This is a genomic window from Ammonicoccus luteus (genome assembly GCF_050880385.1).
In the GTDB taxonomy this organism is placed as follows: Bacteria; Actinomycetota; Actinomycetes; order Propionibacteriales; family Propionibacteriaceae; genus Enemella.
This window is the reverse complement of the sequence record NZ_JBNZCI010000003.1, coordinates 393,045-416,345: the sequence shown is the minus strand read 5'-3', so window position 1 is coordinate 416,345 and position 23,301 is coordinate 393,045. Positions and strand designations below refer to the sequence as shown.

Annotated in this window: 22 protein-coding genes; 13 read left to right on the top strand and 9 right to left on the bottom strand. The window is 67.3% G+C overall.

Annotation, left to right across the window (positions count from 1 at the left end):
* The first annotated feature begins 48 nt into the window (after window positions 1-48).
* The 3 genes from ACQ260_RS09765 to ACQ260_RS09755 all read left to right on the top strand — a co-directional run bounded on the left by ACQ260_RS09765 (window position 49) and on the right by ACQ260_RS09755 (window position 1,863).
* A complete protein-coding gene (locus tag ACQ260_RS09765) occupies window positions 49-702 on the top strand; it encodes an MBL fold metallo-hydrolase (protein ID WP_432559235.1) in 654 nt (217 codons plus the stop codon).
* A gap of 44 nt (window positions 703-746) precedes the next feature.
* Entirely contained in the window at window positions 747-1,436 is a 690-nt protein-coding gene (locus ACQ260_RS09760; protein ID WP_432559234.1) for a hypothetical protein, read from the top strand.
* Between the two features lie 67 nt (window positions 1,437-1,503).
* The gene (locus ACQ260_RS09755; protein ID WP_432559233.1) at window positions 1,504-1,863 is read left to right on the top strand and encodes a putative quinol monooxygenase; all 360 of its coding nucleotides are present in this window, start codon (window positions 1,504-1,506) and stop codon (window positions 1,861-1,863) included.
* Window positions 1,864-1,872: 9 nt separating this feature from the next.
* On the opposite strand, the gene uvrB is transcribed toward ACQ260_RS09755, so the two are convergent.
* The 5 genes from uvrB to rpsA all read right to left on the bottom strand — a co-directional run bounded on the left by uvrB (window position 1,873) and on the right by rpsA (window position 8,888).
* Window positions 1,873-3,966 carry an excinuclease ABC subunit UvrB gene (gene uvrB / locus ACQ260_RS09750; RefSeq protein WP_432559232.1) on the bottom strand — a complete coding sequence of 698 codons (2,094 nt, stop codon included), beginning with the start codon at window positions 3,964-3,966 and terminating at the stop codon, window positions 1,873-1,875.
* A 154-nt stretch (window positions 3,967-4,120) separates the two neighbouring features.
* Window positions 4,121-5,113 (bottom strand): hypothetical protein, encoded by a 993-nt coding sequence (locus tag ACQ260_RS09745; protein ID WP_432559231.1) that lies wholly within the window; start codon window positions 5,111-5,113, stop codon window positions 4,121-4,123.
* Complete coding sequence (locus tag ACQ260_RS09740; RefSeq protein ID WP_502219708.1) at window positions 5,110-6,450, bottom strand: PrsW family glutamic-type intramembrane protease; 1,341 nt, start codon at window positions 6,448-6,450, stop codon at window positions 5,110-5,112. Before ACQ260_RS09740 ends, ACQ260_RS09745 begins: the two co-directional genes overlap by 4 nt.
* A 272-nt stretch (window positions 6,451-6,722) precedes the next feature.
* Window positions 6,723-7,328: a dephospho-CoA kinase gene (gene coaE / locus ACQ260_RS09735; protein WP_432559229.1), complete on the bottom strand. Its 606-nt coding sequence runs from the start codon at window positions 7,326-7,328 to the stop codon at window positions 6,723-6,725.
* A 114-nt stretch (window positions 7,329-7,442) separates the two neighbouring features.
* Window positions 7,443-8,888 carry a 30S ribosomal protein S1 gene (gene rpsA, locus ACQ260_RS09730; protein ID WP_432559228.1) on the bottom strand — a complete coding sequence of 482 codons (1,446 nt, stop codon included), beginning with the start codon at window positions 8,886-8,888 and terminating at the stop codon, window positions 7,443-7,445.
* Between the two features lie 280 nt (window positions 8,889-9,168).
* Between rpsA and ACQ260_RS09725 the strand changes: the two genes are divergently transcribed.
* Window positions 9,169-9,822, top strand: a complete 654-nt coding sequence (locus ACQ260_RS09725) for a mismatch-specific DNA-glycosylase (RefSeq protein WP_432559227.1) — start codon at window positions 9,169-9,171, stop codon at window positions 9,820-9,822.
* A gap of 31 nt (window positions 9,823-9,853) precedes the next feature.
* Here the strand turns inward: ACQ260_RS09725 and ACQ260_RS09720 are convergent, their stop codons facing one another.
* Window positions 9,854-10,555 carry a TetR family transcriptional regulator gene (locus ACQ260_RS09720; protein ID WP_432559226.1) on the bottom strand — a complete coding sequence of 234 codons (702 nt, stop codon included), beginning with the start codon at window positions 10,553-10,555 and terminating at the stop codon, window positions 9,854-9,856.
* A 104-nt stretch (window positions 10,556-10,659) separates the two neighbouring features.
* On the opposite strand from ACQ260_RS09720, the gene ACQ260_RS09715 reads away from it, so the two are divergent.
* Genes ACQ260_RS09715 through ACQ260_RS09705 form a run of 3 tightly spaced genes read left to right on the top strand, consistent with a single transcriptional unit; the run spans window position 10,660 to window position 14,258 of the window.
* Window positions 10,660-11,946 (top strand): acetyl-CoA C-acetyltransferase, encoded by a 1,287-nt coding sequence (locus ACQ260_RS09715; protein WP_432559225.1) that lies wholly within the window; start codon window positions 10,660-10,662, stop codon window positions 11,944-11,946.
* On the top strand, window positions 11,943-13,385 hold the full coding sequence (locus ACQ260_RS09710) for a 3-oxoacyl-ACP reductase (protein WP_432559224.1): 1,443 nt from the start codon (window positions 11,943-11,945) through the stop codon (window positions 13,383-13,385). Before ACQ260_RS09715 ends, ACQ260_RS09710 begins: the two co-directional genes overlap by 4 nt.
* Before the next feature lie 3 nt (window positions 13,386-13,388).
* Window positions 13,389-14,258: a MaoC family dehydratase gene (locus tag ACQ260_RS09705; RefSeq protein ID WP_432559223.1), complete on the top strand. Its 870-nt coding sequence runs from the start codon at window positions 13,389-13,391 to the stop codon at window positions 14,256-14,258.
* 93 nt (window positions 14,259-14,351) lie between these two features.
* Here the strand turns inward: ACQ260_RS09705 and ACQ260_RS09700 are convergent, their stop codons facing one another.
* The 3 genes from ACQ260_RS09700 to polA all read right to left on the bottom strand — a co-directional run bounded on the left by ACQ260_RS09700 (window position 14,352) and on the right by polA (window position 19,423).
* On the bottom strand, window positions 14,352-15,728 hold the full coding sequence (locus ACQ260_RS09700) for an L-serine ammonia-lyase (protein ID WP_432559222.1): 1,377 nt from the start codon (window positions 15,726-15,728) through the stop codon (window positions 14,352-14,354).
* Between the two features lie 188 nt (window positions 15,729-15,916).
* Window positions 15,917-16,627: an AAA family ATPase gene (locus ACQ260_RS09695; protein WP_432559221.1), complete on the bottom strand. Its 711-nt coding sequence runs from the start codon at window positions 16,625-16,627 to the stop codon at window positions 15,917-15,919.
* A gap of 75 nt (window positions 16,628-16,702) precedes the next feature.
* Window positions 16,703-19,423, bottom strand: coding sequence for a DNA polymerase I (polA, locus tag ACQ260_RS09690; RefSeq protein ID WP_432559220.1), 2,721 nt, complete (start codon window positions 19,421-19,423; stop codon window positions 16,703-16,705).
* A 68-nt stretch (window positions 19,424-19,491) separates the two neighbouring features.
* On the opposite strand from polA, the gene ACQ260_RS09685 reads away from it, so the two are divergent.
* The 6 genes from ACQ260_RS09685 (at window position 19,492) to ACQ260_RS09660 (ending at window position 23,268) form a co-directional block, all read left to right on the top strand.
* Window positions 19,492-19,896: a PaaI family thioesterase gene (locus ACQ260_RS09685; protein WP_432559219.1), complete on the top strand. Its 405-nt coding sequence runs from the start codon at window positions 19,492-19,494 to the stop codon at window positions 19,894-19,896.
* Entirely contained in the window at window positions 19,893-20,651 is a 759-nt protein-coding gene (locus ACQ260_RS09680) for a glutamine amidotransferase (protein ID WP_432559218.1), read from the top strand. Before ACQ260_RS09685 ends, ACQ260_RS09680 begins: the two co-directional genes overlap by 4 nt.
* 223 nt (window positions 20,652-20,874) lie before the next feature.
* Entirely contained in the window at window positions 20,875-21,822 is a 948-nt protein-coding gene (locus tag ACQ260_RS09675) for a type IV toxin-antitoxin system AbiEi family antitoxin domain-containing protein (protein WP_432559217.1), read from the top strand.
* Window positions 21,823-21,854: 32 nt separating this feature from the next.
* Window positions 21,855-22,643, top strand: coding sequence for a CPBP family intramembrane glutamic endopeptidase (locus tag ACQ260_RS09670; protein ID WP_432559216.1), 789 nt, complete (start codon window positions 21,855-21,857; stop codon window positions 22,641-22,643).
* A 44-nt stretch (window positions 22,644-22,687) separates the two neighbouring features.
* Window positions 22,688-23,080 (top strand): hypothetical protein, encoded by a 393-nt coding sequence (locus ACQ260_RS09665; protein WP_432559215.1) that lies wholly within the window; start codon window positions 22,688-22,690, stop codon window positions 23,078-23,080.
* Window positions 23,077-23,268, top strand: coding sequence for a helix-turn-helix transcriptional regulator (locus tag ACQ260_RS09660; protein WP_432559214.1), 192 nt, complete (start codon window positions 23,077-23,079; stop codon window positions 23,266-23,268). Before ACQ260_RS09665 ends, ACQ260_RS09660 begins: the two co-directional genes overlap by 4 nt.
* Window positions 23,269-23,301 lie beyond the last annotated feature (33 nt).

Sequence of the window (23,301 nt, the reverse complement as noted above, 5' to 3'; positions counted from 1 at the left end):
GCCTACGTCGCTCGTCCGACAGTTTTCGAACTGTCTAAGGTGGGCGGCATGAATCACGTCGAGCAGGACGGCGCCGCCCTCGAGCAGGCGCTGTCGGACACCGTCACCATGACCAAGTTCTCGGTCGGACCGACCGACAACAACATCTATCTGCTCACCGACGAGGCCGGGACTCTGCTGATCGACGCGGCGAACAAGCCGGAGCGGATCGAGGAAGTGCTCGACGGCCGCGAGGTCGCGACGATCGTCACCACCCACCGCCATCCGGACCACATCAAGGGTCTGGCGGAGATGGCGGAGCGGACCGGTGCCCGCCTGATCTGTGGCGTTCCGGATGCGGCGGCGATCGAGAAGTCGACGGGGGTACGCAACGAGACGGTCTGGACGGGCGACAGCGTGCGGCTGCCGGGCGGTGAGGAACTCGAGGTCATCGGACTCGTGGGCCACACGCCGGGGGCGATCACGTTGGCGTACGCCCCGGAAAGCGGTCCGGTCCACCTGTTCGTCGGGGACAGTTTGTTCCCCGGTGGGGTCGGAAAAACCAACAGCCCCGAAGATTTTGCATCGCTCATGAACGACGTCGAGACGCGGCTGTTCGAGGTCTATCCGGATGAAACCGTCTTCCATCCGGGCCATGGACTGTGCTCGACCCTCGGCGCCGAGCGCCCGAGCCTGCCGGAGTGGCGGGAACGCGGGTGGTGAACGAGCGACCCGGGGCAAGTCGACCTGGCGCTCATACTTGACCGATGGACACCATCCTCTTTCTGGGCTTCGCCGGGGCATATCTCGTTCTTCTCGGGTGGGGCATCGTCCTCGCGAGTCGCCACGGGTGGTGGACACCGGCCAATTTTCCGCTGCTCGTGGTCGCAGCGCTGGTCTATGACAACGCGGTGCTCGGCGCCGGTCGGTTCATCGGAGAGGGGCCCCTGCTCGAGTTCCTGAACTACGCCCGCTACTACATCCACGCCGCGATCACACCGGTGCTCGTGGCGTGGGCGCTGCACACCTTGCGCAGGGCGGGATTCGGTTGGGCGCAGGCACGCTGGTACCAGGTTGCCTCCATCGGAGCTGCGCTGGCCCTGACCGTCGTCGAGTACTTTCTCGAGGTCCGAGGCCTGCGGCTGGCACCCCAGGAGGAGTTCGGCGTGCTGTCCTACGGCAATGTCGAACCGGCCTCGGGCCCGCCACTCATGGTGCTGATCGTGGCCGGCGTGCTCGTGATCGCCGGCGCGATGATCTGGAAACGGCAGAAGTGGCCTTGGTTGTTCGTCGGCGCGGTCATCATGACCATCGGCAGCGGCATCGAGCTGCCGATCGACAGCGGCGCCATCACCAACGCCTTCGAGCTGGTGCTCCTGGTGTCGATCCTCGCGACCAAAGCGTTCCAGGACCGACACGACGACCGCCACGATCGCCGATCGCGGTTGATGGCCTGAATCCCCAGCGCGCACGACTCGGCGCGCGATAGAACGGGTGCAGCCCCAACCCTCACCGGAGGACACCATGAACGTCGACACCGTCTGCACCCTCGCTCCCTATTTCCGCATCCGACAGGACAAGGTCGAGCAGTGGCGCGAACTCGCACCGCAGTTCGTGGAGCGCGCCAGGACCGAGCCCGGCTGCCTGCACTATGCCTTCAGTTTCGACGGCGTGAACGCGCACTGCCGTGAGGGGTACGCCGACGCCACCGCGCTGCTTGCCCATCTGGACAACGTCGGTGACCTTCTCCAACGCGTCCTGCGCATCTCCGAGATGGTGCGTTTCGAAGTTCATGCCCCGGACGATCAGATCGCGTTGCTCAGACAGCCCATGGAGGAACTCGATCCTCAGTTCTTCACGCTGACGGAGGGCTTCCGCCGCTGACGCGTGACGTCAGCGCGTTGCCTCGACCATCTGGCGCAGCTCTCGCTTGAGCTCGTGGATCTCGTCACGCAGCCGCGCGGCCACCTCGAACTGCAGCTCTGCGGCCGCGGCCTTCATCTGCTCGGTCAACTCCTGCACCAGGTCCGCAAGCTCGGCGGCGGGCAGATCCGTCGTTGCCCGCTTGCTGCGTGCCGCCTCCTGCTCCGGCACGGGCGCGCGACCCCGCTTTCCCGACAGGCGACTGTCCGCCATGAGCTCCGCCGTGTCCGCCTCCTCACGCGCCAGCATGTCGGTGATGTCCGCGATCCGCTTGCGCAGCGGCTGCGGGTCGATGCCGTGCTCGGTGTTGTAGGCGATCTGGATGTCCCGACGGCGGTTCGTCTCGTCGATGGCAGCGGCCATCTGCGGGGTGATCGTGTCGGCGTACATATGAACCTGACCGGCCACGTTGCGAGCCGCACGCCCGATCGTCTGGATCAACGACCGGTCCGACCGCAGGAAGCCCGCCTTGTCCGCGTCCAGGATCGCCACGAGCGACACTTCCGGCAGGTCCAGGCCCTCCCGGAGGAGGTTGATGCCGACGAGCACGTCGTATTCCCCCATCCGCAACTCCCGCAGCAGTTCGACCCGCTTCAGCGTGTCCACCTCCGAGTGCAGATAGCGGGTCCGTACGCCGTTCTCCAGCAGATAGTCGGTGAGGTCCTCGGCCATCTTCTTGGTCAGCGTCGTGACGAGCACTCTCTCGTCCCGCTCGGCACGCACCCGGATCTCCGCCATCAGGTCATCGATCTGGCCCTTGGTCTGCTTGACGACGATCTCCGGGTCGACCAGCCCGGTCGGGCGGATGATCTGCTCGACGACGCCATCGGCACGAGCCATCTCATAGCTGCCGGGGGTGGCCGAAAGATAGACGGTCTGACCGATCCGGTCGACGAACTCCTCGAAGCGCAACGGCCGATTGTCCATCGCGCTGGGCAATCGGAACCCATGCTCGACGAGGGTGCGCTTCCGGGACATGTCCCCCTCGTACATGCCACCGATCTGCGGCACCGACACATGGGATTCGTCGAGGACGAGCACGAAGTCCTCGGGGAAATAGTCGAGCAGACAGTTCGGCGGCGACCCCTCGCCGCGGCCGTCGATGTGCCGCGAGTAGTTCTCGATCCCGGAACAGGTGCCGATCTGACGCATCATCTCCAGGTCGTAGCTGGTCCGCATCCGCAGCCGCTGGGCTTCCAGGAGTTTGTTCTGTGATTCCAGCTCCGCCAAGCGCTCCTCGAGCTCGAGCTCGATCCCGTGGATCGCCTTGTCCATCCGATCGGCGCCGGCGGCGTAGTGGGAGGCGGGAAAGATGTACATCTCATCGTCCTCCGACACCACCTCGCCCGTCAGCGGCTGGAGTGTCGATAGCGCCTCGATCTCATCCCCGAAGAACTCGACGCGCCAGGCCAGTTCCTCGTACATCGGATAGACCTCGAGCGTGTCGCCCCGCACCCGGAACGTGCCGCGATCACCGGAGAGGTCGTTTCGTGCGTACTGAATATCCACCAGTCGCCGCAGCAGCACATCCCGATCCATGGTGTCGCCCACCCGCAGCTTGATCATTTGATCCACCCACTCGGTGGGCGTGCCGAGACCATAGATCGCCGAGACGGTCCCCACGACGATCACGTCGCGGCGTGTGAGCAGCGAATAGGTCGCCCGGTGGCGAAGACGCTCGACCTCCTCGTTGAGCGAGGAGTCCTTTTCGATGTAGGTGTCCGTCTGCGGCACATAGGCCTCGGGCTGGTAGTAGTCGTAGTAGGACACGAAGTATTCGACCGCGTTCTTCGGGAAGAAGTGCCGAAGCTCGTTGGCGAACTGGGCCGCCAAGGTCTTGTTGGGCTGCATGACGAGCATCGGGCGCTGCAGCCGCTCGGCCAGCCACGCGACCGTCGCCGTCTTGCCCGTGCCGGTCGCACCCAGGAGCACGACATCCTGTTCCCCCGCCCTGATCCGGCGCTCGAGCTCGTCGATGGCCGCCGGCTGATCGCCGCTGGGTTCGAAGTCGGCCTCCACGCGGAAAGGGGCCAGGGTGCGCTGCACATCTTCAACCGGTCGCATGAGCACGAGAGTACGCACCCCCACCGACAATTCTGCAGTCGAAGGATCGCACCGGCACCGGAAATGGCCGGTGGCCCTCACCCAGCACGGGGGTGAGGGCCACCAGTGCGCCCGGACCGATCGGGCGCCTCGCAGGGGGTACGCAGTCGGAGGCTCAGCGCAGCTGGCTCTCCAGGGCGGAGATGACCATCCGGTCCACCCCGTCGGTGAACTCCTTGTTCTCATAGTCGGCGGATCGCGCGAGTGAGACCGCCCGGAATCCGGTCTGGTCCGACTTGTTCGCCGAGATCACCGCGAAGAAGGTCAACCGGGCGGTCGAGCCACCGCTGGTTGCTGTCATCGCGGCGGCCCCCTGGGCGACGTCGAGGTTCGGGTGGAGCTCGGGGGTGCGCACTTCGCTCTTGCGCACGTCCGTGCCACCTTCGGTCAAGCGGTCGAGGAACGCAGGCAGTTCGGTCCTCGGGTCGGAGATCGGACCGGCCTGGATGATGAACTGCCGACCGCTTCCGTCCTGGAGCCGGACGGCATTCTCCGCCCGGTCCTCGACCGACCAACCGGGCTGCAAGGTGATGGCGATGCCGTGGCCCACCTCGACCTGCTCACCGGCAGGGGCCTGAGTCTGGGTCGGTCCGGTAGTGGGGCCGGTGGTCGGGTTGGTGGTCGGACCCGTCGTCGGCCCCGTGGTCTGGGTCGGACCCGTCGTTGTCGGTGCGGCCGTCGGGGGCGGCGGCGGAGGCGGCAGCACCGTGTCATCCTTCTTGGACAGCAATCCGATCAACAGACCGCCGAGCCCGAGGACGGCAACCGCCGCGACGACGATGCCGATGAGCATCGCGTTGGACTTCTTCTTGGGCGGCGGGCCTGCCGGCGGGAAGCCACCGAACTGACCGCCGGAAGCCTGCTGGTCACCGAAGCCCTGCTGACCCGGATAGCCCGAGCCCCCGAATCCGGGCGCGCCCGGCTGGCCGCCATATCCGGGCTGGCCGCCGAATCCCGGCTGACCACCGGGCTGGCCTCCATAACCGGGCTGGCCGCCGAATCCCGGCTGACCACCGGGCTGGCCTCCATAGCCGGGCTGGCCGCCCGGCTGTCCTCCGAAGCCCGGTTGACCGGGCTGACCACCCTGCGGCGGCTGATTCCAGCTCATCGTCCCTCCTCCTCATCGAAGAAGGCGTCCCGCGGGTCAGCCGGACGGTCCGGCGAACCCTCGGACTCGCCCGCCTGGGCGCCCGGATGGGCCGAGACCTCAGCTGCCGGCGGGGTCTGCTGTCCGGCAGCACCCGTGCCATCAGCAGCATTCGCCCCAGCAGCGGCACCCGCCCCAGCAGCGGCACCCGTGCTCGCAGCAGCACCGGTCCCCGCAGAGGGCGCACCGACGCCCGCGAGTTCGCCGGTGCGGGCGTGCGCACCGACCAAGGTGTTCGTGCCACAGGCCGTGCAGAACAGCGAGTCCTGCAGCAACGGCATCTCGCACGCGGTGCAGAAGGAGAGGCGACCCTGGCCGGCTCCACTGCTCCCGCCGACCCCTTGCCTGGCCGACGACTCGAGTGCCGCCTCCATCAGTCCGTGATGCAGCACGTTGCGGACGCGGATGATGAGCACCGCGAGCACGATGAGCGCCCACGCGACCTGGAGCATGACGCGGAGGGTCGGATTGCTGAGGAACCCGAGCAGATAGACGCCGCCCGCGAAAGCGATGTTCGCGGCGATCGCCTCGAGCAGGCCACGGACATAGCGACCGGTAAAGCCGTCATAGCCCTCGCCCAGACCGGAGAACTCGGCGCAGGCAATGCCCGACGCGGTGCCGATCACGAGCGGCTTGACGAAACCTTCGAGGAAGATGAGGGACGCCCACGTCCCCGGGTCACTCGCCCCGACGAACCCGCCGGTGAGCAGCGACCAGTGCCGGACCAAGGTGTCGGCCGTGGCGAAGGCCACACCCGAGATGATGCCGAACGTGAGGCCGTCCATGAGGTCGTCGAACGCGGGCCGGCTGGCGAGGATGACGGGTCCGATCTGACGGATCAGCTCGCCGACGACTGGCACGACGAGGGCCCACACGAGGATGCCGGCCACGCTGGGGCCGCCAATCGCGAAGCCCCCCACGTCGTTGCTCGGCAACGGCGGGTCGAGCAGACCGAAGAACTTGAGCAGACCGAGGAATGCTGCGGCCAACAGGCCGGTCAGGACGAACGCGAGGGCCGTGACCGGGACCGGCTGGTCCTCCCACTGGTTGACGTCATAGACGTACACGATGTAAACGATCGGCACCGCGAACGCAGCGATGAGGACCGCGATCGGCAGGAGGCCGAAAATTGCGCTGATGAGCGCAGCGAGCAGGGCGATCACCAGGGCCAGACGATAGGTCTGGGGATGACCGCTCGCGCCGCGAGGCATGATCGTCGAGACCAGCGCGAAGGACGCGACCGGTTCGTCGGGTTTGACGGCGAAGGATTTCCGCCTGGCCACATCCGGGGTGCGCATGTCCTGTCCGCAACGGTGACAGAAGTGCGCAACCTCCGGGAGATGGGCCCCACAGCGTGGGCACTCCATGGGCTTGACCTTTCTTGATTCTGGCCCGATTCGGGCCGAAACAGCGGGCCCAGTCAAACAGGGCTTGAGGGACGAACGTCGGCTTCTCGGCGCGCGCGCCGGAATTGCCGACATCCACCAGCGTCGCCCATCAGGGGCTCACCCGCACCATGGGAGCGCTCGCGATTTCATAACGGTCCGCAAGAATCCGGCACGCGAGGCCTTCACTCGCAGGGCGCCGGGGAGTCGCCGTTCAGCACCGCCCACACCCGGTCAGCCTCGGCGACGAGATGCGCCAGGTCCGCCGAGTTGTCGATGACATGGGTCGCTACCTCGAGGCGCTGCTCTCTCGACGCCTGGGCCGCGATCCGCGCCCGCACCTGCTCCGAAGTGGCTCCGTCGCGGCTCATCGCACGCTTCAACTGCACGTCCTCCGGCACATCGACGACCACGATCGTGTCGAACTCGCCCACCCGACCGACCTCGACGAGCAGCGGGATCACGTGGACGACCAAGGCGTCCGCAGGGGCAGACTCCTCGAGCTCGGCCCCGCGGGCCCGAATCAGCGGGTGCAGGATACCTTCCAGGTCCTGCCGCGCCGCATCGTCCCCGAAGACCTTGCCCGCGAGCGCCTTGCGGTCGAGGGTCCCGTCGGCTGCCAACACGTCCCGCCCGAAGCGCTCCGCAACCGCGGCGAGACCCGGCGTACCCCGCTCCACCACCTCACGCGCCAACACGTCGGAGTCGACGATCACCGCACCCAACTCCGCCCAGCGGTCCGACACGGTCGTTTTCCCGGAGGCGATCCCGCCCGTCAATGCCACTCGCACAAGCGCGGACTCTAGCGGTGCGTCCCCATCGGTGACCCAGCGGGAACGCGAAAGCGCCCGCCCCACCGACCGGAATCGGGGAGCGGGCGCTCGCGCTCAGTTCAGCGCAGTGGCTCAGGCGCCACCGGTGAGCTTGTCACGAAGAGCCTGCAGTGCCTCGTCAGAGGCGAGCGAGCCCTCGGTGGCCGGCGAGGAATAGGAGGTCGCCGCGGCGGGCTCCATGCCGGCCTGCTGATCGGCAGCCTCGGCCTCCTCGACCTGCTTCTTGTGGGCCTCCCAGCGGGCGTGGGCCTCGGCGTACTGCTGCTCCCAGGCCAGACGCTGCTCGTCGTAGCCTTCCTTCCATTCCTGGGTCTCCGGATCGAAGCCCTCGGGATAGAGGTAGTTGCCCTGGTCGTCGTAGGAGGCGGTCATGCCGTAGAGCGTCGGATCGAAGTCGTCGGCCGCGACGTCGACACCCTCGTTGGCCTGCTTGAGCGACAGCGAGATGCGGCGACGGTCGAGGTCGATGTCGATGATCTTGACCATGACCTCGTCGTTGACCGCGACGACCTGCTCGGGGATCTCGACGTGGCGCTCGGCCAGCTCGGAGACGTGCACCAGGCCCTCGATGCCCTCCTCGACGCGCACGAACGCGCCGAACGGAACCAGCTTGGTGACCTTGCCGGGCACGATCTGACCGATCTGGTGCAGGCGCGCAAACGCCTGCCACGGGTCCTCCTGGGTCGCCTTCAGCGACAGCGAGACGCGTTCGCGATCCATCTCGACCGAGAGCACCTCGACAGTGACCTCCTGGCCGACCTCGACCACCTCGGACGGGTGGTCGATGTGCTTCCAGGACAGCTCGGAGACGTGCACCAGACCGTCGACACCGCCGAGATCGACGAACGCGCCGAAGTTGACGATGGAGGACACGACACCCTTGCGGATCTGGCCCTTCTGCAGCTGGGTGAGGAAGTTGTGGCGCACCTCGGACTGGGTCTGCTCGAGCCACGCGCGACGGGACAGCACCACGTTGTTGCGGTTCTTGTCCAGCTCGATGATCTTCGCCTCGAGCTCCTGGCCCACGTAAGGCTGGAGATCACGCACACGACGCATCTCGACCAAGGAAGCCGGGAGGAAGCCGCGGAGACCGATGTCGATGATCAGGCCACCCTTGACCACCTCGATGACCTTGCCCGTGACGACGCCGTCCTCTTCCTTGATCTTCTCGATCGTGCCCCAGGCGCGCTCATACTGAGCACGCTTCTTGGACAGGATCAGACGACCTTCCTTGTCTTCCTTCTGCTGGACCAGGGCCTCGATCTCATCGCCGACCTGGACCACGTCGAACGGGTCCACGTCATGCTTGATGGAGAGTTCCTTGGAAGGGATGACACCTTCGGTCTTGTAACCGATGTCGAGGAGGACCTCGTCACGGTCGACTTTCACAACGGTGCCGGTGACGATGTCACCGTCGTTGAAGTACTTAATAGTCTGGTCGATGGCCTGGAGGAAGGCTTCGGGCGAACCGAGGTCGTCGACAGCGACCTGCGGGGTGGCCTCGAGGGAGGACGTCATGTAGTTAGGGCTCCGATGGATGGATATGGGTGTTGTGGCGCACCGCTGCCCCCGCAGCAATCACAACCTCAAGAGACCTCAAGCGTTCCGACCCGACGAGCGCACCCCTGCTCCGTCCGAGGAGCACGCAGGCAACAGCGCACGACCAGCCTAAGCGGAGGTCGGGCCCCGGTCAATCTGAGGGCGGGTCAAAACCCGAAACCGAGACACTTTGCCAGAGAACACCCAAGCTCCGCGAGTCCTGAGCGTCATTATGTCACCTAGCAGTAATCGATTGTCCATGCCCACGCCTCCGAATCGTCCCGGATCTGTTGCCGCGAGCGACGACGCACCGCCGGCGATCATCACCGGACGCCGGCCGCGGCGCGATGAACTCCCGCTGTTCCACGGCTCGGCGGTTCCGGACCTCGTCGGCCCAGGCGTCAAGCTTTTGTTCGTCGGCATCAACCCGTCACTGTGGACGGCCGCGGTGGGCGCCCATTTCGCGCGACCGGGCAACCGGTTCTGGCCGGCGCTCGCCGCCGCCCGCATCACGCCCGCGGTCGTGGACTGCTCGGCCGGCATGTCGCCTGCCGACACCGCCGCCCTGATCGCGCGCGGGGTGGGCATCACCAACATCGTCGCGCGGGCAACGGCTCGGGCGGACGAGTTGGATCGGGCTGAGTTGCGGGCAGGTGGGGTACGCGTGATGGAGCGCGTGGCCGAGTTGCGGCCGCGGGTCGTGGCCGTGCTCGGTGTCACCGCCTATCGCCAGGCGTTCGACCCGAAGGCCCGGCAAGGGCTCCAGGAAGCACCTCCGGGCGCCGCGGGGCCGACCGAGTGGTGGGTGCTGCCCAACCCTTCCGGGCTGAACGCGCACGAGACGGTGGCCTCGCTGGGGCTGGCGTACGCCCGGGTCGCCGAGCGCGCCGGCATCCCGGCACCGCACGACTGACCCGACCCCGGCCGCGGGACCTGACGGGCGCTCACTGACTGCGTATGTCCGACCGCCCCAGCCCCGACCAGGCAAGCGCGGTCAGCTCCTCCACCAAATCCACCCTGTCCAACGGCGCGGGCTCGGCGAACCACCGGTCGGCGCACGCATGCACGGCTCCGACGATCGCCACCGACCAGACCCGGGCCCGCCGCTCCCCCACCTCCTCCGCCAACCAGGTGGCCAGCACCTCCGCCGCACGATCGGTGATGGTGAGAACTTCACGTTCGGCCACCGCGCCCTCCAGTGCCGGGGGGCGAACGACGAAGCGATAGACGTCGGGGTCGGCCTCCATCAGGGCCAAATAGGTGTCGATGACGCGGGCCACGGATGCCCGGGCAGGCGATTCGGGTCGCGACGCCGGCCCAGCCGCTTCGGGCACGGTGGCAGGCACCCCGATGACCTCGCGCAGCGCCCGCTCGATGCGGCGACCTACCTTGTCGGCGACGGCACGATAGAGCCCCGCCCGATCCGTGAAGTGTCGATAGATGACCGTCTTCGACGTGCCGGCCTCGGCCGCGATGGCATCCATCGACACGCCGGCGCCGTGACTGCGGATTGCCCGCAGGCACGCATCCACGAGGGCCGCACGACGCTCGGCGTTGTGTTGCTGCCAGCGCAGCGTCCGGCCATCAGCCATCTCGGCGGCAGCGTCGCGCTCCTCACCGCCGACGGCTTCGTCGCCTCGGGTCATGGGGACGAAACTATCAGGTACCCACCGTTTCAGATACTGGAAGTATCGGATACATTGGAAGTCCGCGGGCGAGCCTCGCCCCGAGTCACGATTCCGGAGCGACCATGACCAAAGCCGTTCGCCGCGTCGCCGTTCTCGGCGGCAACCGCACGCCGTTCGTCCGTGCGGGCGGGAAATATGCCCAAGCCTCGACGCAGGACCTGCTCACCGCCGCCCTCGACGGCCTGATCGCCCGTTTCGGCCTGGGCGGTCAGCGCATCGGCGAGGTCGTCGCCGGGTCGGTGATGAAACACACGCGCGACTTCAACCTCACTCGCGAGGCCGTCCTGGGGACGACCTTGGATCCGCACACGCCGGCGTACGACATTCAGCAAGCGTGTGCCACCGGGATGCAGTCGACGATCGCCGTTGCGAACAAGATCGCGCTCGGCACGATCGACGTCGGCATCGCGGGCGGGGCGGACTCCGCCTCCGACGCCCCGATCGCGGTCGGCGAGGGGCTGCGCAAGATCCTCCTGGACCTGAACCGCGCCAAGACCCCGCTCCAGCGCCTGCAGATCCTCGCCCGGTTCCGTCCGGAACACCTCGTCCCGGTCGTGCCGGCGGCCGCCGAAGCGCGCACCGGCCTGAGCATGGGCGAGCACATGGCGCTCATCAACAAACACTGGGCCATCACCCGCCGGGAACAGGACGAGTTCGCGGCCGCCAGCCACCACAACTTGGCCAAGGCCTGGGACGACGGCTTCTTCAACGATCTCGTCACGCCGTTCCTCGGCGTCACCAAGGACACCAACCTCCGACCGGACACCTCGGTGGAGAAACTGGCCGAGCTCAAGCCGGTCTTCGGCAAAGACTTGGGCGACCCGACGCTCACTGCCGGCAACTCGACCCCGCTGACCGACGGCGCGGCGACCTTGCTCCTGGCCGCGGAGGAGTGGGCGGACGAGCACCGGATCCGCCCGCAGGCCTGGTTCGTCGACGCCGAGACCGCTGCCGTCGACTTCGTGGGTGGCAAGGAGGGCATGTTGCTGGCGCCTGCGTACGCCGTTCCCCGCCTGCTCGAACGCAATGGCCTGACCCTGCAGGATTTCGATCTCTACGAGATCCACGAGGCGTTCGCCTCGACCCCGCTCGCACTGTTGCAGGCGTGGGAGTCCGCGGACTGGTGCGCCGAGAAGCTCGGCCTCGATCAGCCGCTCGGCACCATCGACCGGACCAAGCTCAACCCCCACGGTGGTTCCGTGGCGGCCGGTCATCCGTTCGCGGCAACCGGCGCACGCATCCTGGCGACCACGGCCAAGACGCTCGAACGCACCGGCGGTCGGGCCCTGATCAGCGTGTGCGCGGCCGGTGGTCTCGGTGTCGCGGCGATCCTGGAGGCGGCCCGATGAGCGAGACACGCGGCAAGCGTGTGCGCCGCACCAGCACGGACCGGTCCCGGGACGGCCAGCCGGACGCCTATGCCCAGTTGATCGCCACCGGCGTCGGCCAGGCGGTCGCCAAACGCCTCGGGCTCCCCCGTCCGGTCGCGCTCCGCCGGTTCGACCTTCGTGAACCGCTGTGCGATGAACCTGTCCTGGTCGCCGCCATCGGGACGGCGGGCGAGGCGAGCGCCGACGGCGGCCATCTCCCGGCTCTCCTCGATCGCCTGCACCATCTCGAGATCGAGGTCGAGGGACCGGTCGAGGCCCCCACCGGAGCAGACCAGCCACGCCTCGGCGGCATCGTGATCGACCTCAGTGGGCTGCGGGCCCCGGCCGCACTCGCCGGTTTCCGGGCGATCGCGGGCCCCGCGGTCAAACGGCTGCAGGCCAACGCCCGCGTTGTGCTGATCGGCACCGATCCCGCCGACCTCACCGACCCGGGGGAGGTCGCCACCCAGCAGGCGCTCAGTGGCATCGTCCGATCACTGGGCAAGGAGCTGCGGGCGGGCGCGACGGCCAATTTGGTGTACGCCCCCGCTGCCGGCGGTCACGCCGCTTCGGTCGCCAACACTGTGGAGTTCTTCCTGTCCGGCCGGTCGGCCTATGTGGCCGGCCAAGTGCTGACCCTCGGCGCCGCAGAGCCGCGCTCGCAGGACCGCGGTCGGCCGCTGACCGGGAAGGTCGCCCTGGTCACCGGCGCGGCCCGCGGCATCGGTGCGGCGATCGTCGAGGTTCTGGCCCGCGACGGTGCCACCGTGGTCGGCGTCGATGTCCCGGGCGCTGGTGAATCGCTCGCCCAGGTCGTCAATGCGGTGCACGGCACCGCGCTGCCGCTCGACATCACCCAAGCCGACGCCGGACAACGCATCCTCGAGCACTGCCGGGAGCGCCATGGCCGACTCGACATCGTGATTCACAACGCCGGCATCACCCGGGACAAGCTGCTCGTCAACATGAAGCCCGAGGGTTGGGACCAAGTGATCGACGTCAACCTGCGCGCGATGCTTGCGATCAACGAGGCCCTGTTGGCGGAGGCCGACGGCGGCCTCTCCGACGGCGGCCGGATCATCTGCCTCTCCTCGCAGAACGGCATTGCCGGTGCCCGCGGCCAGACGAACTATGCCGCCTCCAAGGCCGGCGTGATCGGTCTCGTCGAGGCGACCGCCCCACTGGTCGCCGATCGGGGAATCACGATCAATGCGGTCGCGCCGGGGTTCATCGAGACCGAGATGACAGCCCGGATGCCACTCGCCCCGCGCGAGATCGGCCGCCGGCTCAACTCTTTGCAGCAGGGTGGTCTGCCGGTCGATGTCGCCGAGACAATCGCTTTCCTCGCCCAGCCCGGCAGCCAGGCCGTCAGCGGTCAGGTGCTGCGCATCTGCGGCCAGAGCCTGATCGGAGCCTGACCGATGACCAATCTGCCCGAACCGGTCAACCTGGCCGCACCGCCGACGGTGCTCCGCGAGTTCGTCCGCGGCATGCTGCGGACCCCCCTGCGGGCTCGCCCCGGCAAGGATCTCCCGGACACGGTCCTGCGGTTGCCGCGAGCGCGAATCGAGCGGCAGCATCTGTTTGCGTACCAGAAGCTAACGGGCTTCACCGCCAACGAGCTGCTCCCGCCCACCTATCCGCACCTGCTGGGTTTCCCCCTGCAGGCGCGGCTGCTGGCGGGACCCGACTTCCCGCTGCCGCTCGCCGGTCTGGTCCACATCGCCAACGAAATCACGCAGCGCGACCCGCTGTTCGCCGACGACCAGCCCGACGTCACCGTCCGCGCCGAGAACCTCAGACCCCACCCGAAGGGCACGGCGGTCGATCTCATCACCGAACTCCACGTCCTCGGTGCCGTCGCCTGGTCCTCGCGCAGCACCTATCTGCACCGCGGTCGCGAGAACCCGGGGTCAGAGACCGGACCGGCTGCGCCCGAGGCGCCGACGAGCTTTCCGTCGGCACGTTGGCGGCTGCCAGCTGATCTCGGCCGCCGTTATGCGGCGATCTCCGGGGACGTCAACCCGATCCATCTGCATCCCTTGGCCGCCCGGGCGTTCGGGTTCCCCCGCGCGATCGCCCACGGCATGTGGAGCCTCGCCCGGACTCTTGCGGCCTTCGGGCAGGACGCACAGGGCCCCCACACCAACCGGGTCTGGTTCCGCAAACCAATCCTGTTGCCGACCACCATCGCGTTCGCGCGGGAACCCGGCGCTCCGGTGGCCGCCGTGGTCAACGCCAAGGATCGCGAGCGAGTGCATCTGGTCGTCGACGTCCACGGGAAGAACTGAACGGTCGCTCGCGGGGTCCGGAGTGGCCGCAGCGTGGACTGACGGACTCAGCTTTTCCCTCCCGCCGCGGTCACTCCCTCGGCGGGAGGCTGGTCAACACTCGATGACGTTCACCGCCAGACCACCGAGCGACGTTTCCTTGTATTTCGCTTGCATGTCCCTGCCCGTGTCCCGCATGGTCTTGATGACCTCATCGAGGGTCACCTTGTGCATGCCGTCACCGTGCAGGGCTGTCCGTGCCGCCGCGACCGCCTTGACCGCTCCGATCGCATTGCGCTCGATGCACGGGATCTGGACAAGCCCGGCGATCGGGTCACAGGTGAGCCCGAGGTTGTGCTCCATGCCGATCTCGGCGGCGTTCTCGATGTGGTGGGTATAACCGCCGAGCACACCGCAGAGGGCGCCCGCAGCCATCGAGCAGGCGGAACCGACCTCGCCCTGGCAGCCGACCTCGGCACCCGAGATCGAGGCGGATTCCTTGATGATGATGCCGATCGCGCCGGCAATCAGGAGGAAGCGCACGATGCCGTCCTCGCTGGCGCCGGGGATGAACTCCGTGTAGTACTTCAACACCGCCGGGATCACCCCGGAGGCCCCGTTGGTCGGCGCGGTCACCACACGGCCGCCCGCTGCGTTCTCTTCGTTGACGGCCAACGCCCACAGCGTCACCCAGTCCATGCCACGCATCGGATCCTCGGCCCCTTGCGAGTCGATGCGGAGCTTGCGCCAGAGCTCGGGAGCTCTGCGTCGCACGTTGAGCCCACCCGGCAGGATCCCCTCCGTGCTCAATCCGTGTTCGATGCACTGGTTCATCACCGACCAGATGTGCAGCAGACCGGCCCTGGTCTCCTCCTCCGGACGAAACACCGCCTCGTTCGCGAGCACGAGCCCGGAGAACGACAGGCCCGACGTCCTGCAGTGGTCCATCAGTTCCTCAGCCGTCGTGAACGGGAAGGGCACCTCCGGTCCCTCCGCGACGAGCTGATCGGCTGCTGCGGTCGCCTCGTCGACGACGAAGCCGCCGCCGATCGAATAGTAGGACTCCTTCGCCAGCTCGGCGCCAGCATCATCCAGCGCGGTGAACGTCATCCCGTTCGGATGGAACGGCAGCGACACCCGGCCATCGAGGACCAGGTCGGTGTCCGGCTCGAACACGATCTCCCGCTTGCCCGCGAGCGACAGCCGATGCTCCGTGCGGACCCGCTCGACCTTGTCGGCCACCGCGCGGGGATCGACCTTGTCGGGCTCCTCGCCGAGCAGACCCAGGATCACCGCGGTGTCACTCGCATGCCCTTTGCCGGTCGCTCCGAGACTGCCGAACAAGCCCACCTGCATCCGCTCGACGCGGTCGAGCAGGCCCTTGCCCGCCAAGAAGTTGCAGAACTCCACGGCCGCACGCATCGGCCCCACGGTGTGCGAACTCGAGGGCCCGATTCCCACCTTGAAAACGTCAAACACGCTGAGTGCCATGGATCCATCGTGACATTCATCACCCGTCGACGTGGTGGTCTTCGGGAACGTTCAAGCCCCCCAGGCTCAGATTCCCGGAATTCTTGGAAGAAAGCGACGCCGGCGCCTACAGCACGTCCATTGCTGGCTGCCGTGGTGGATTCGCGTGCCGTCGGCGAGCGTGCCGCAGTGGGTCGAGTCCCTGCAAGTCACGGCGCGAGATGTCGCAAGAACCGTTGGGGATCGGCGAGGAAATAGCGCTCGTTCAGGACCAGTTCCAGATCCTCCCAGGCAGTCTCGCGGAAGCCGTCGCCGGTCAGCTCGACGATGGTCGCACCGGGGAGCGCGGCCAGCACCGGCGAGTGGGTGGCGAGCACGATCTGGACCTGCTCTTCCGCCAGCAGGTCACGCAGCAGCGCAAGCACCCGCAGGCTGGAGTTGAAGGACAGCGCGGACTCGACCTCGTCGAACAGATAGAGGCCCGGCCACGGCTCGCCGGTCCTCCGGAAACCCCGCGACTCGATCACGTCGAGGAAGGACTCCCCGTGGCTTTGTTCGTGGAAGAAGCCCCCGCCGATCTCCTCCAGATACGTGTACAACCCATGCATCGTCTCCGCCCGCAGGAAATAGCCACCCTTCGGTGCGCCTGCGCCGCGGACGAGCGTGATCGCGTCACCGAGGGGGGATTCCGAACGTCGCGTCGTGTGCATGGCTCCGGTGGAGCCGCCTTCGGCGTTGAAGCCGTACGCCTCTGCTAAGCCCTCGAGCACCGTGGATTTCCCCGACCCGTTCTCGCCGACCAAAATGGTCGCTGCACCGAGGTCGAGCCCTTCCGACATCAGCTGAGCCACGGCCGGGATCGTGAACGGCCATCGGTCGAGGTCACCGGCGAAGTCCGTCCGCGCCTCGATTCGCCGCACCGGTCTCGGGACGGACCACGAGGTTCTGCGCGGATTCGAGACACGCCTCCGGCGCTCCCCGGCCATCGCTGGTCCTCAGTGCGCGGCTTCGTGCCACGAGGAACCGACACCGACGGACACGTCCAGCGGCACCGTCAGGGCGACGGCATTTCCCATCCGGTCGCGGACGAGTGCCTCGAGTGCCTCCCGCTCGCCCGGTGCCACCTCGAAGACGAGTTCGTCATGCACCTGCAACAGCATCCTGGAGGTGAGTCCCTCGGCGACGAGGCCGGACTCGATGTCGAGCATGGCCACCTTGATGATGTCTGCGGCCGAACCCTGGATGGGTGCGTTGAGCGCCATCCGCTCGGCCATCTCGCGGCGCTGTCGATTGGAACTCATGAGGTCCGGCAGATAGCGGCGCCGACCCAGGATTGTCTCCGTGTATTCCGTTCGCCGCGCCTCTGCCACAATCCCCTGCAGATAATCCCGGACGCCTCCGAACACTTCGAAGTAGTCGTCCATCAGCGCCCTCGCCTCGGAGGTTTCGATCTTGAGCTGATTGGACAGGCCGAACGCGCTGAGGCCGTAGGCCAGTCCGTAGTTCATCGCCTTGATCTTGGCCCGCATCTCCAAGGTCACCGCATCCGGCTCGACCTCGAACACCTTCGCGGCGGTCACCGTGTGGAAGTCGATGCCGGACCGGAACGCCTCCACCAGTTGGGCGTCCTCGGAGACGTGCGCCATGATGCGCATCTCGATCTGCGAATAGTCCGCGGTCATCAGCGACTCGAAGCCCTGGCCGACGACAAAAGCCTCCCGGATCCGACGGCCCTCCTCGGTGCGGATCGGGATGTTCTGGAGGTTCGGCTCGGTCGACGACAGGCGGCCCGTCGCGGCGATCGTCTGGAGATAGGTGGTGTGGATGCGCCCGTCGTCGGCGACCGACTTGAGCAGACCCTCGACGGTTTGGCGCAGCCGGATGGAATCGCGATGTGCCAGCAGGTGCGCCAGGAACGGGTGCTCGGTCTTCGCGAACAAGCCCTGGAGGGCGTCGGCATCCGTCGTATATCCCGACTTCGTCCGCCGCGTCTTCGGCATGCCCAGCTCGTCGAACAGCACCCCCTGGAGCTGCTTGGGCGAACCCAGGTTGATCTGCTTGCCCAACACCTCATAGGCGGCGTCCGCGGCGGTCGTGACCTGCACATCGAAGTGTGACTCGAGCTCCTCCAGATAATCCACGTCGACTGCGATGCCGACCTGTTCCATCCGGGCCAGCGTCCGCTGGAGGGGCAGCTCGACCTCGGTGAGCAGGTGGGTCTGGGACCGCTCGGCGAGCTCGGCGTCGAGCGCCTCGGCCAGGTCGATGACCGCGCGCGCTCGGACCATCGCCGCCTGCCGGGCGGCCTCGTCGCCGTCCACGTCATCGAACAGCGCGCCCTGGTCGGCCGGCGCGCCGGCGTCCGGTTCGTCCACCTTGAGCTCGCGCTTGAGGTGGCGGATGCTGAGATCGCCGAGGTCGAAGGTGCGCTGGTCCGGCCGCAGAATGTATGCAGCCAACTGCGTGTCACACGCAAGTCCGGCGAGGTCCCACCCTCGGGACCACAGGGCCAGGAGCGGGCCCTTGGCGTCGTGCATCATCTTGATCCGACTGGGGTCGGCAAGCCACTCGGCCAGCACCTGTTCATCAGCAGGCTCGAGCGCAGCGACATCGAGCCACCCGGCAGCGCCGTCAGATGCCGCGAGCGACAGCGCGAACACGTCCCCCGCGCCGCGCGCCCAGTGCCCGGTGACCTCCACCCCGGCATGGCTGGCTCCCGATGCGTGGCGGTCGAGCCAGGGCTTCAGGTCGCCCGCACCGAGCACCTCGACCTCGATCTCGAACCCGCCCTCCGGCTCGCTCTCCTCCGGCGGCAGGGTCTCGAGAAGCCGGTCCCGCAGCACCCGGAACTCCAGGGAGTCGAACAGCCGGTGGGTGGCCTCGCGATCCCACGTCCGGCGGACGAAATCGTGCAGCCCCACCGGGAGCTCCAGGTCCGTGAGGAGCGCGTTGACCTGTCGGTTGATGCGGACCTGCTCGATATGGTCCCGAAGGTTCTGCCCCGCGACGCCCTTGATCTGGTCGGCGTGGGCGAGGATGTTCTCCAGCCCGTCCCACTCCGTCAGCCACTTCGCCGCCGTCTTGGGACCCACCTTGGGAACACCGGGGAGGTTGTCCGAGTTCTCCCCCACCAGCGCGGCCAGCTCCGGATAGCGCGCGGGCGGCACCAGATAGCGCTCCTCCACCGCCGCCGGGGTCATCCGCATCAGATCCGACACGCCCTTGCGCGGATAGAGCACGGTGACCGCGTCGTTCACGAGCTGCATCGCATCCCGGTCGCCGGTGCAGATGAGCACGTCCATGCCGGCCCCGGGGGCAGCCGTGGCGATCGTCGCGATCACGTCGTCGGCCTCATAGCCGTCGACCTCGACGTGCACGACGTTCAGCGCATCGAGCACCTCTTTGATGAGCTGAACCTGACCCTTGAATTCGTCGGGGGATGCGGACCTGTTCGCCTTGTATTCCGCATAGACCTCCTGCCGGAACGTCTGCCGCGACACGTCGAAGGCCACTGCGAGATGGGTCGGCTGCTCATCCCGCAGGACGTTGATCAGCATCGAGGTGAACCCGAACACCGCGTTCGTGTGCTGCCCGGTCCGGGTCGCGAAGTTCTCCACCGGCAGCGCGAAGAACGCCCGATAGGCCACTGAATGGCCATCGATCAGGAGCAGTTTCGGGCGCTGCTCGGTCGTCTCGTCCGCGTTGTTGGTGACCACGAACGGGAGCCTACCCAGCCGGTCGGACACTTTCGTGCGCCGCCGAACCACGGCGCTAGTGTTCGCTCATGACCGTGCCCCCGGAGTTCGCCGACATGCACAGCCCCCTCGACGCCAAGATGGGCTTCGAGCTGTTGGAGTTGTCCGCCGAGAAGGCCGTGGGGCGCATGCCGGTCGAGGGCAACACCCAGCCGTTCGGACTGTGGCACGGCGGCGCCACGGGAGTGATCGCCGAAACACTTGGCTCTCTGGCCGCCAACGCGCATGCGTTTGCCCACGGCAAGATCGCGGTCGGCCTCGAGCTCAACGCCACCCATCATCGCTCCGCCAGGTCCGGGTGGGTGACCGGCACCGCCACGGCCCTGTCCTTGGGCAGCCGCATCGCGGCGTACCAGATCGAACTCGTCGACGACGACGGCCGGCGCATCGCCACCGCCCGGCTGACCTGCCAACTGGTCGAGGAAAAGAAATGAGCACATCCACCGGCGGCGGCGTCCCGGCCAGCCGATTTCTGTTTCTGGGCACCCGCGCCGGGCACTCGATCGCCGATGCCGAATATGAGGCGATCTGCCACTATGCCGGCCTGCCGACGAGCCGCATGGACCGCGTCCGGCTCGAGGAGGGACCGATGCCGCAGATCGACCTCGACCGCTATGCGGGGGTCATCACCGGCGGCAGCCCGTTCAACTCCTCCGACCCGATCACCGAGAAGTCGGTCGTGCAACAGCGGGTCGAAGCCGACATGAGCAAGATCCTCGACGAGATCGTCGCGCGGGACATGCCGTTCCTGGGCGCCTGCTATGGCGTCGGCACCCTCGGGACGCACCAGGGCGCTGTGGTCGACCGGACGTTCGGCGAGCCGCCCGGGACCGGACACATCGAGCTCACCGATGCCGGTCGTGCGGATCCGCTGTGCGTGGGCCTGCCGGACAAGTTCGATGCGTTCCTCGGTCACAAGGAGGCGGTCCGGGAACTGCCGTCGCACGCGGTGCTGCTGGCCACCTCCGGGCCGTGTCCCGTGCAGATGTTCCGGGTCAAGAAGAACCTCTATGCCACGCAGTTCCATCCCGAGCTCGACTCGACCGGGTTGATCGAGCGGTTGCAGGAATATCGGCACGCGGGTTATTTCCATCCCGATGAACTCGACCGCCTCACGCGCGAGGCTCTCGCGTCCGAGGTCGTGCACCCGCAACAGATCCTGAAGAATTTTGTCGAGGTGTACGCCTGACCCTGGCGGCGCAGGCGCCCGCGGAGGTGCTGGCCTCTCTCCGGGGCAGGGTCGCCTCGATGAAGTCGATGCCGCAGGCCGACTATGCACCCCGCCGATGACTTCGCTCACGTCCGTTTCGGGTGTGAAGTCAGGGACGGTGTGCACAGTGAGCGGGCGACACCCGGCAGTGTGACCACCCGGGCGCTCACGACCGGTCTCTGGACGGACAACACCTTGGGCTGTGGACAACCGACGTTCGGGCGGCCGCGCGCCTGCGTACTTCCGGTCCAATGGTGGCGTGGTTCGATACGGCGAGTTGCTGGAACGAGGCCTGACTGCCGCAGATGTCAGGCGCCTCGTTCGCTCCGGCGACCTGATCCCCATCCGACGGGGCTGCTATGCGTGGCGGCGTGACGACCTCACGCCTGAGGCACGACACCTGCTCCTGCTGGAGGCGACGCGTCCGACCTTGGGGGTCGGCACCGTGTTCACCCACGGTTCGGCGGCTGTGCTGCATGACCTGCCCGTGCGGATCACGGACCTGACCAGGGTCCACATCACCCGACCGGACACCAGTGGACGCATCACCAAGAACGTCTGGCGCCATTCGGCACCGCTGCCGGACAGCGCCGTGACCGAAGCATCGGGCGTCCCGGTGACCACGATCGAACGAACCGTGGTGGACCTTGCCCGTTGGCTGCCCTTTGCCGATGCCGTCGCCGTCGTCGACGCCGCGCTGCATCGTGGCGTGGAGAGAGCTGCGCTCGAGGCCGAGATCGAACTGGCCAGACGGCGCCGGTTCAACGAGCGAGCACGGCGGGCCGTTGCCTTCGGTGATGCGCGCGCCGAAAGCCCGGGCGAATCCCGGTCCCGGGTGCTCATGGCTGTTGTCGGGTTGCCGATGCCGCAATTGCAGCGAGAGTTCCGCGACCACAACGGGGAGGTGGACGCGCGGGTGGATTTCGACTGGGAGGAATACGGGGTGAGCGGTGAGTTCGACGGGGAGGTGAAATATGGCCGCCTCCTCGCACCCGGCGAAACCGTCGACAAGGTGGTTGTGTTCGAGAAACAGCGGGAGGAACTGCTGAAGACCCATGGCCGGTGGACCGTGCGATGGGTCAATGCCAACCTCAGCAACACCAGCCGCAGAAGTCAAGAAACCTTGACATTTTGTGTCAAGTTTCCTTGACCTTCACGTCAAGCGCGCTTTACATTTGATGCATGAGCACCTCACCCCTCCGACTTGGACCCACCCCCGCCCCTGGCTTGGCCATCTCGAGCTCGCCCACCCCTGGTGCGCCCGCTGGCACCGGTCCCGCACGACCTGTTGCATGGCCGGTCATCATCGGCGTGCTCCTCGTCCGCACCGCCCTCCTCTTTGCCGCGAACGGCGTGTTCACGCTTGTGACGGGCGACTACGGGCAAGGCCTTCTGTGGGCGAACGTGACGATCGTTGCCGTCGACGTCATCTGCATCGGGCTCATCGCCCACCTCGCCCGACGCCAAGGACGCACCCTCCGCGACCTGGTCCAATTCCGCCTCCGCGACACGGGCTGGGCCGCGCTGCTCTGCCTGATCGTCTCGATCGGCTTCTTCGCCTGCTCCTTCATCGGCAATCTCGTCGCCTATCAGGGCCCGCCCCCGGCACCCACCGCAACCTTCACCCCGCCGCTCTGGCTAGGCCTGTGGAGCCTGCTTGTCCTGCCGATCACGGTCGCCGTCGCCGAAGAACTCCTCTATCGCGGCTGGGCGCAGCCCGAACTCGCCCGGCGCACCAACCAGCTCGCGGGTCTGGTCATCATGGCCTTCTTCTTCGGGCTGCAGCATGCCGCGCTCACACCGCTCGACGCGCAGGCGCAGCTCGCGCGCTTCGTGACGACCTTCCTGGCCGGCTTGATGTTCGGTGCCCTGTACCTGTGGCGCAAGCGCCTGTGGCCCCTCATCGTCGCGCATTGGTTCGTCGATGTCGTCGGCCTCGGGCTGCCGGCCCTCCTCGCCGCCCTGTCCTGACCGCCCTACCTCGCTTTTCGCAGCACCCAGAAGGGAGAACGACCATGACCACCCAGCAGCGCTCCAGTCGCGCGTACCTCATTCGCTTCCTCACCGCAGCCGTCCTCTATACCGTCCTCATCCTCATCAGCCTTCCTCTCTCGCAGCGCCAGCCGGAGGGTTCGGTCCTGCGCTACGTGCTCGCCTGCCTCCCCGTCGTCGGCGTGGCGGTCGGCATCTGGGCGCTGTGGCGCTATATCCGCGAGGCCGATGAGTTCCAGGCGCGCAAACTGCTCGACTCGCTGGCCATCTCCGTCGCCGGCACCATCCTCGTCACGTTCTGCATCGGCATGATCCAGACAGCCGGCGGACCCGCGCTCCCCTGGGTCTGGGTGATCCCGGTGTGGGCGGTCTTCTTCGGAGCGGGCTCGGCCTGGACGGGATGGAAGCATCGATGAAGAACAAGCTCAAGGAGCTCCGCACCGAACGCCGTTGGACCCAGGCCGATCTCGCCCGGGAGCTCGATGTCTCGCGGCAGACAGTCAACGCGCTCGAGTCCGGACGCTATGACCCGTCCCTGCCCCTCGCCTTCACGATCGCCCGGGTCTTCGACCTGCGGATCGAGGAGATCTTCTCCCCCGAGTGAGTACGCCGGCTCACTGCCCCGCGACTGGCGCGG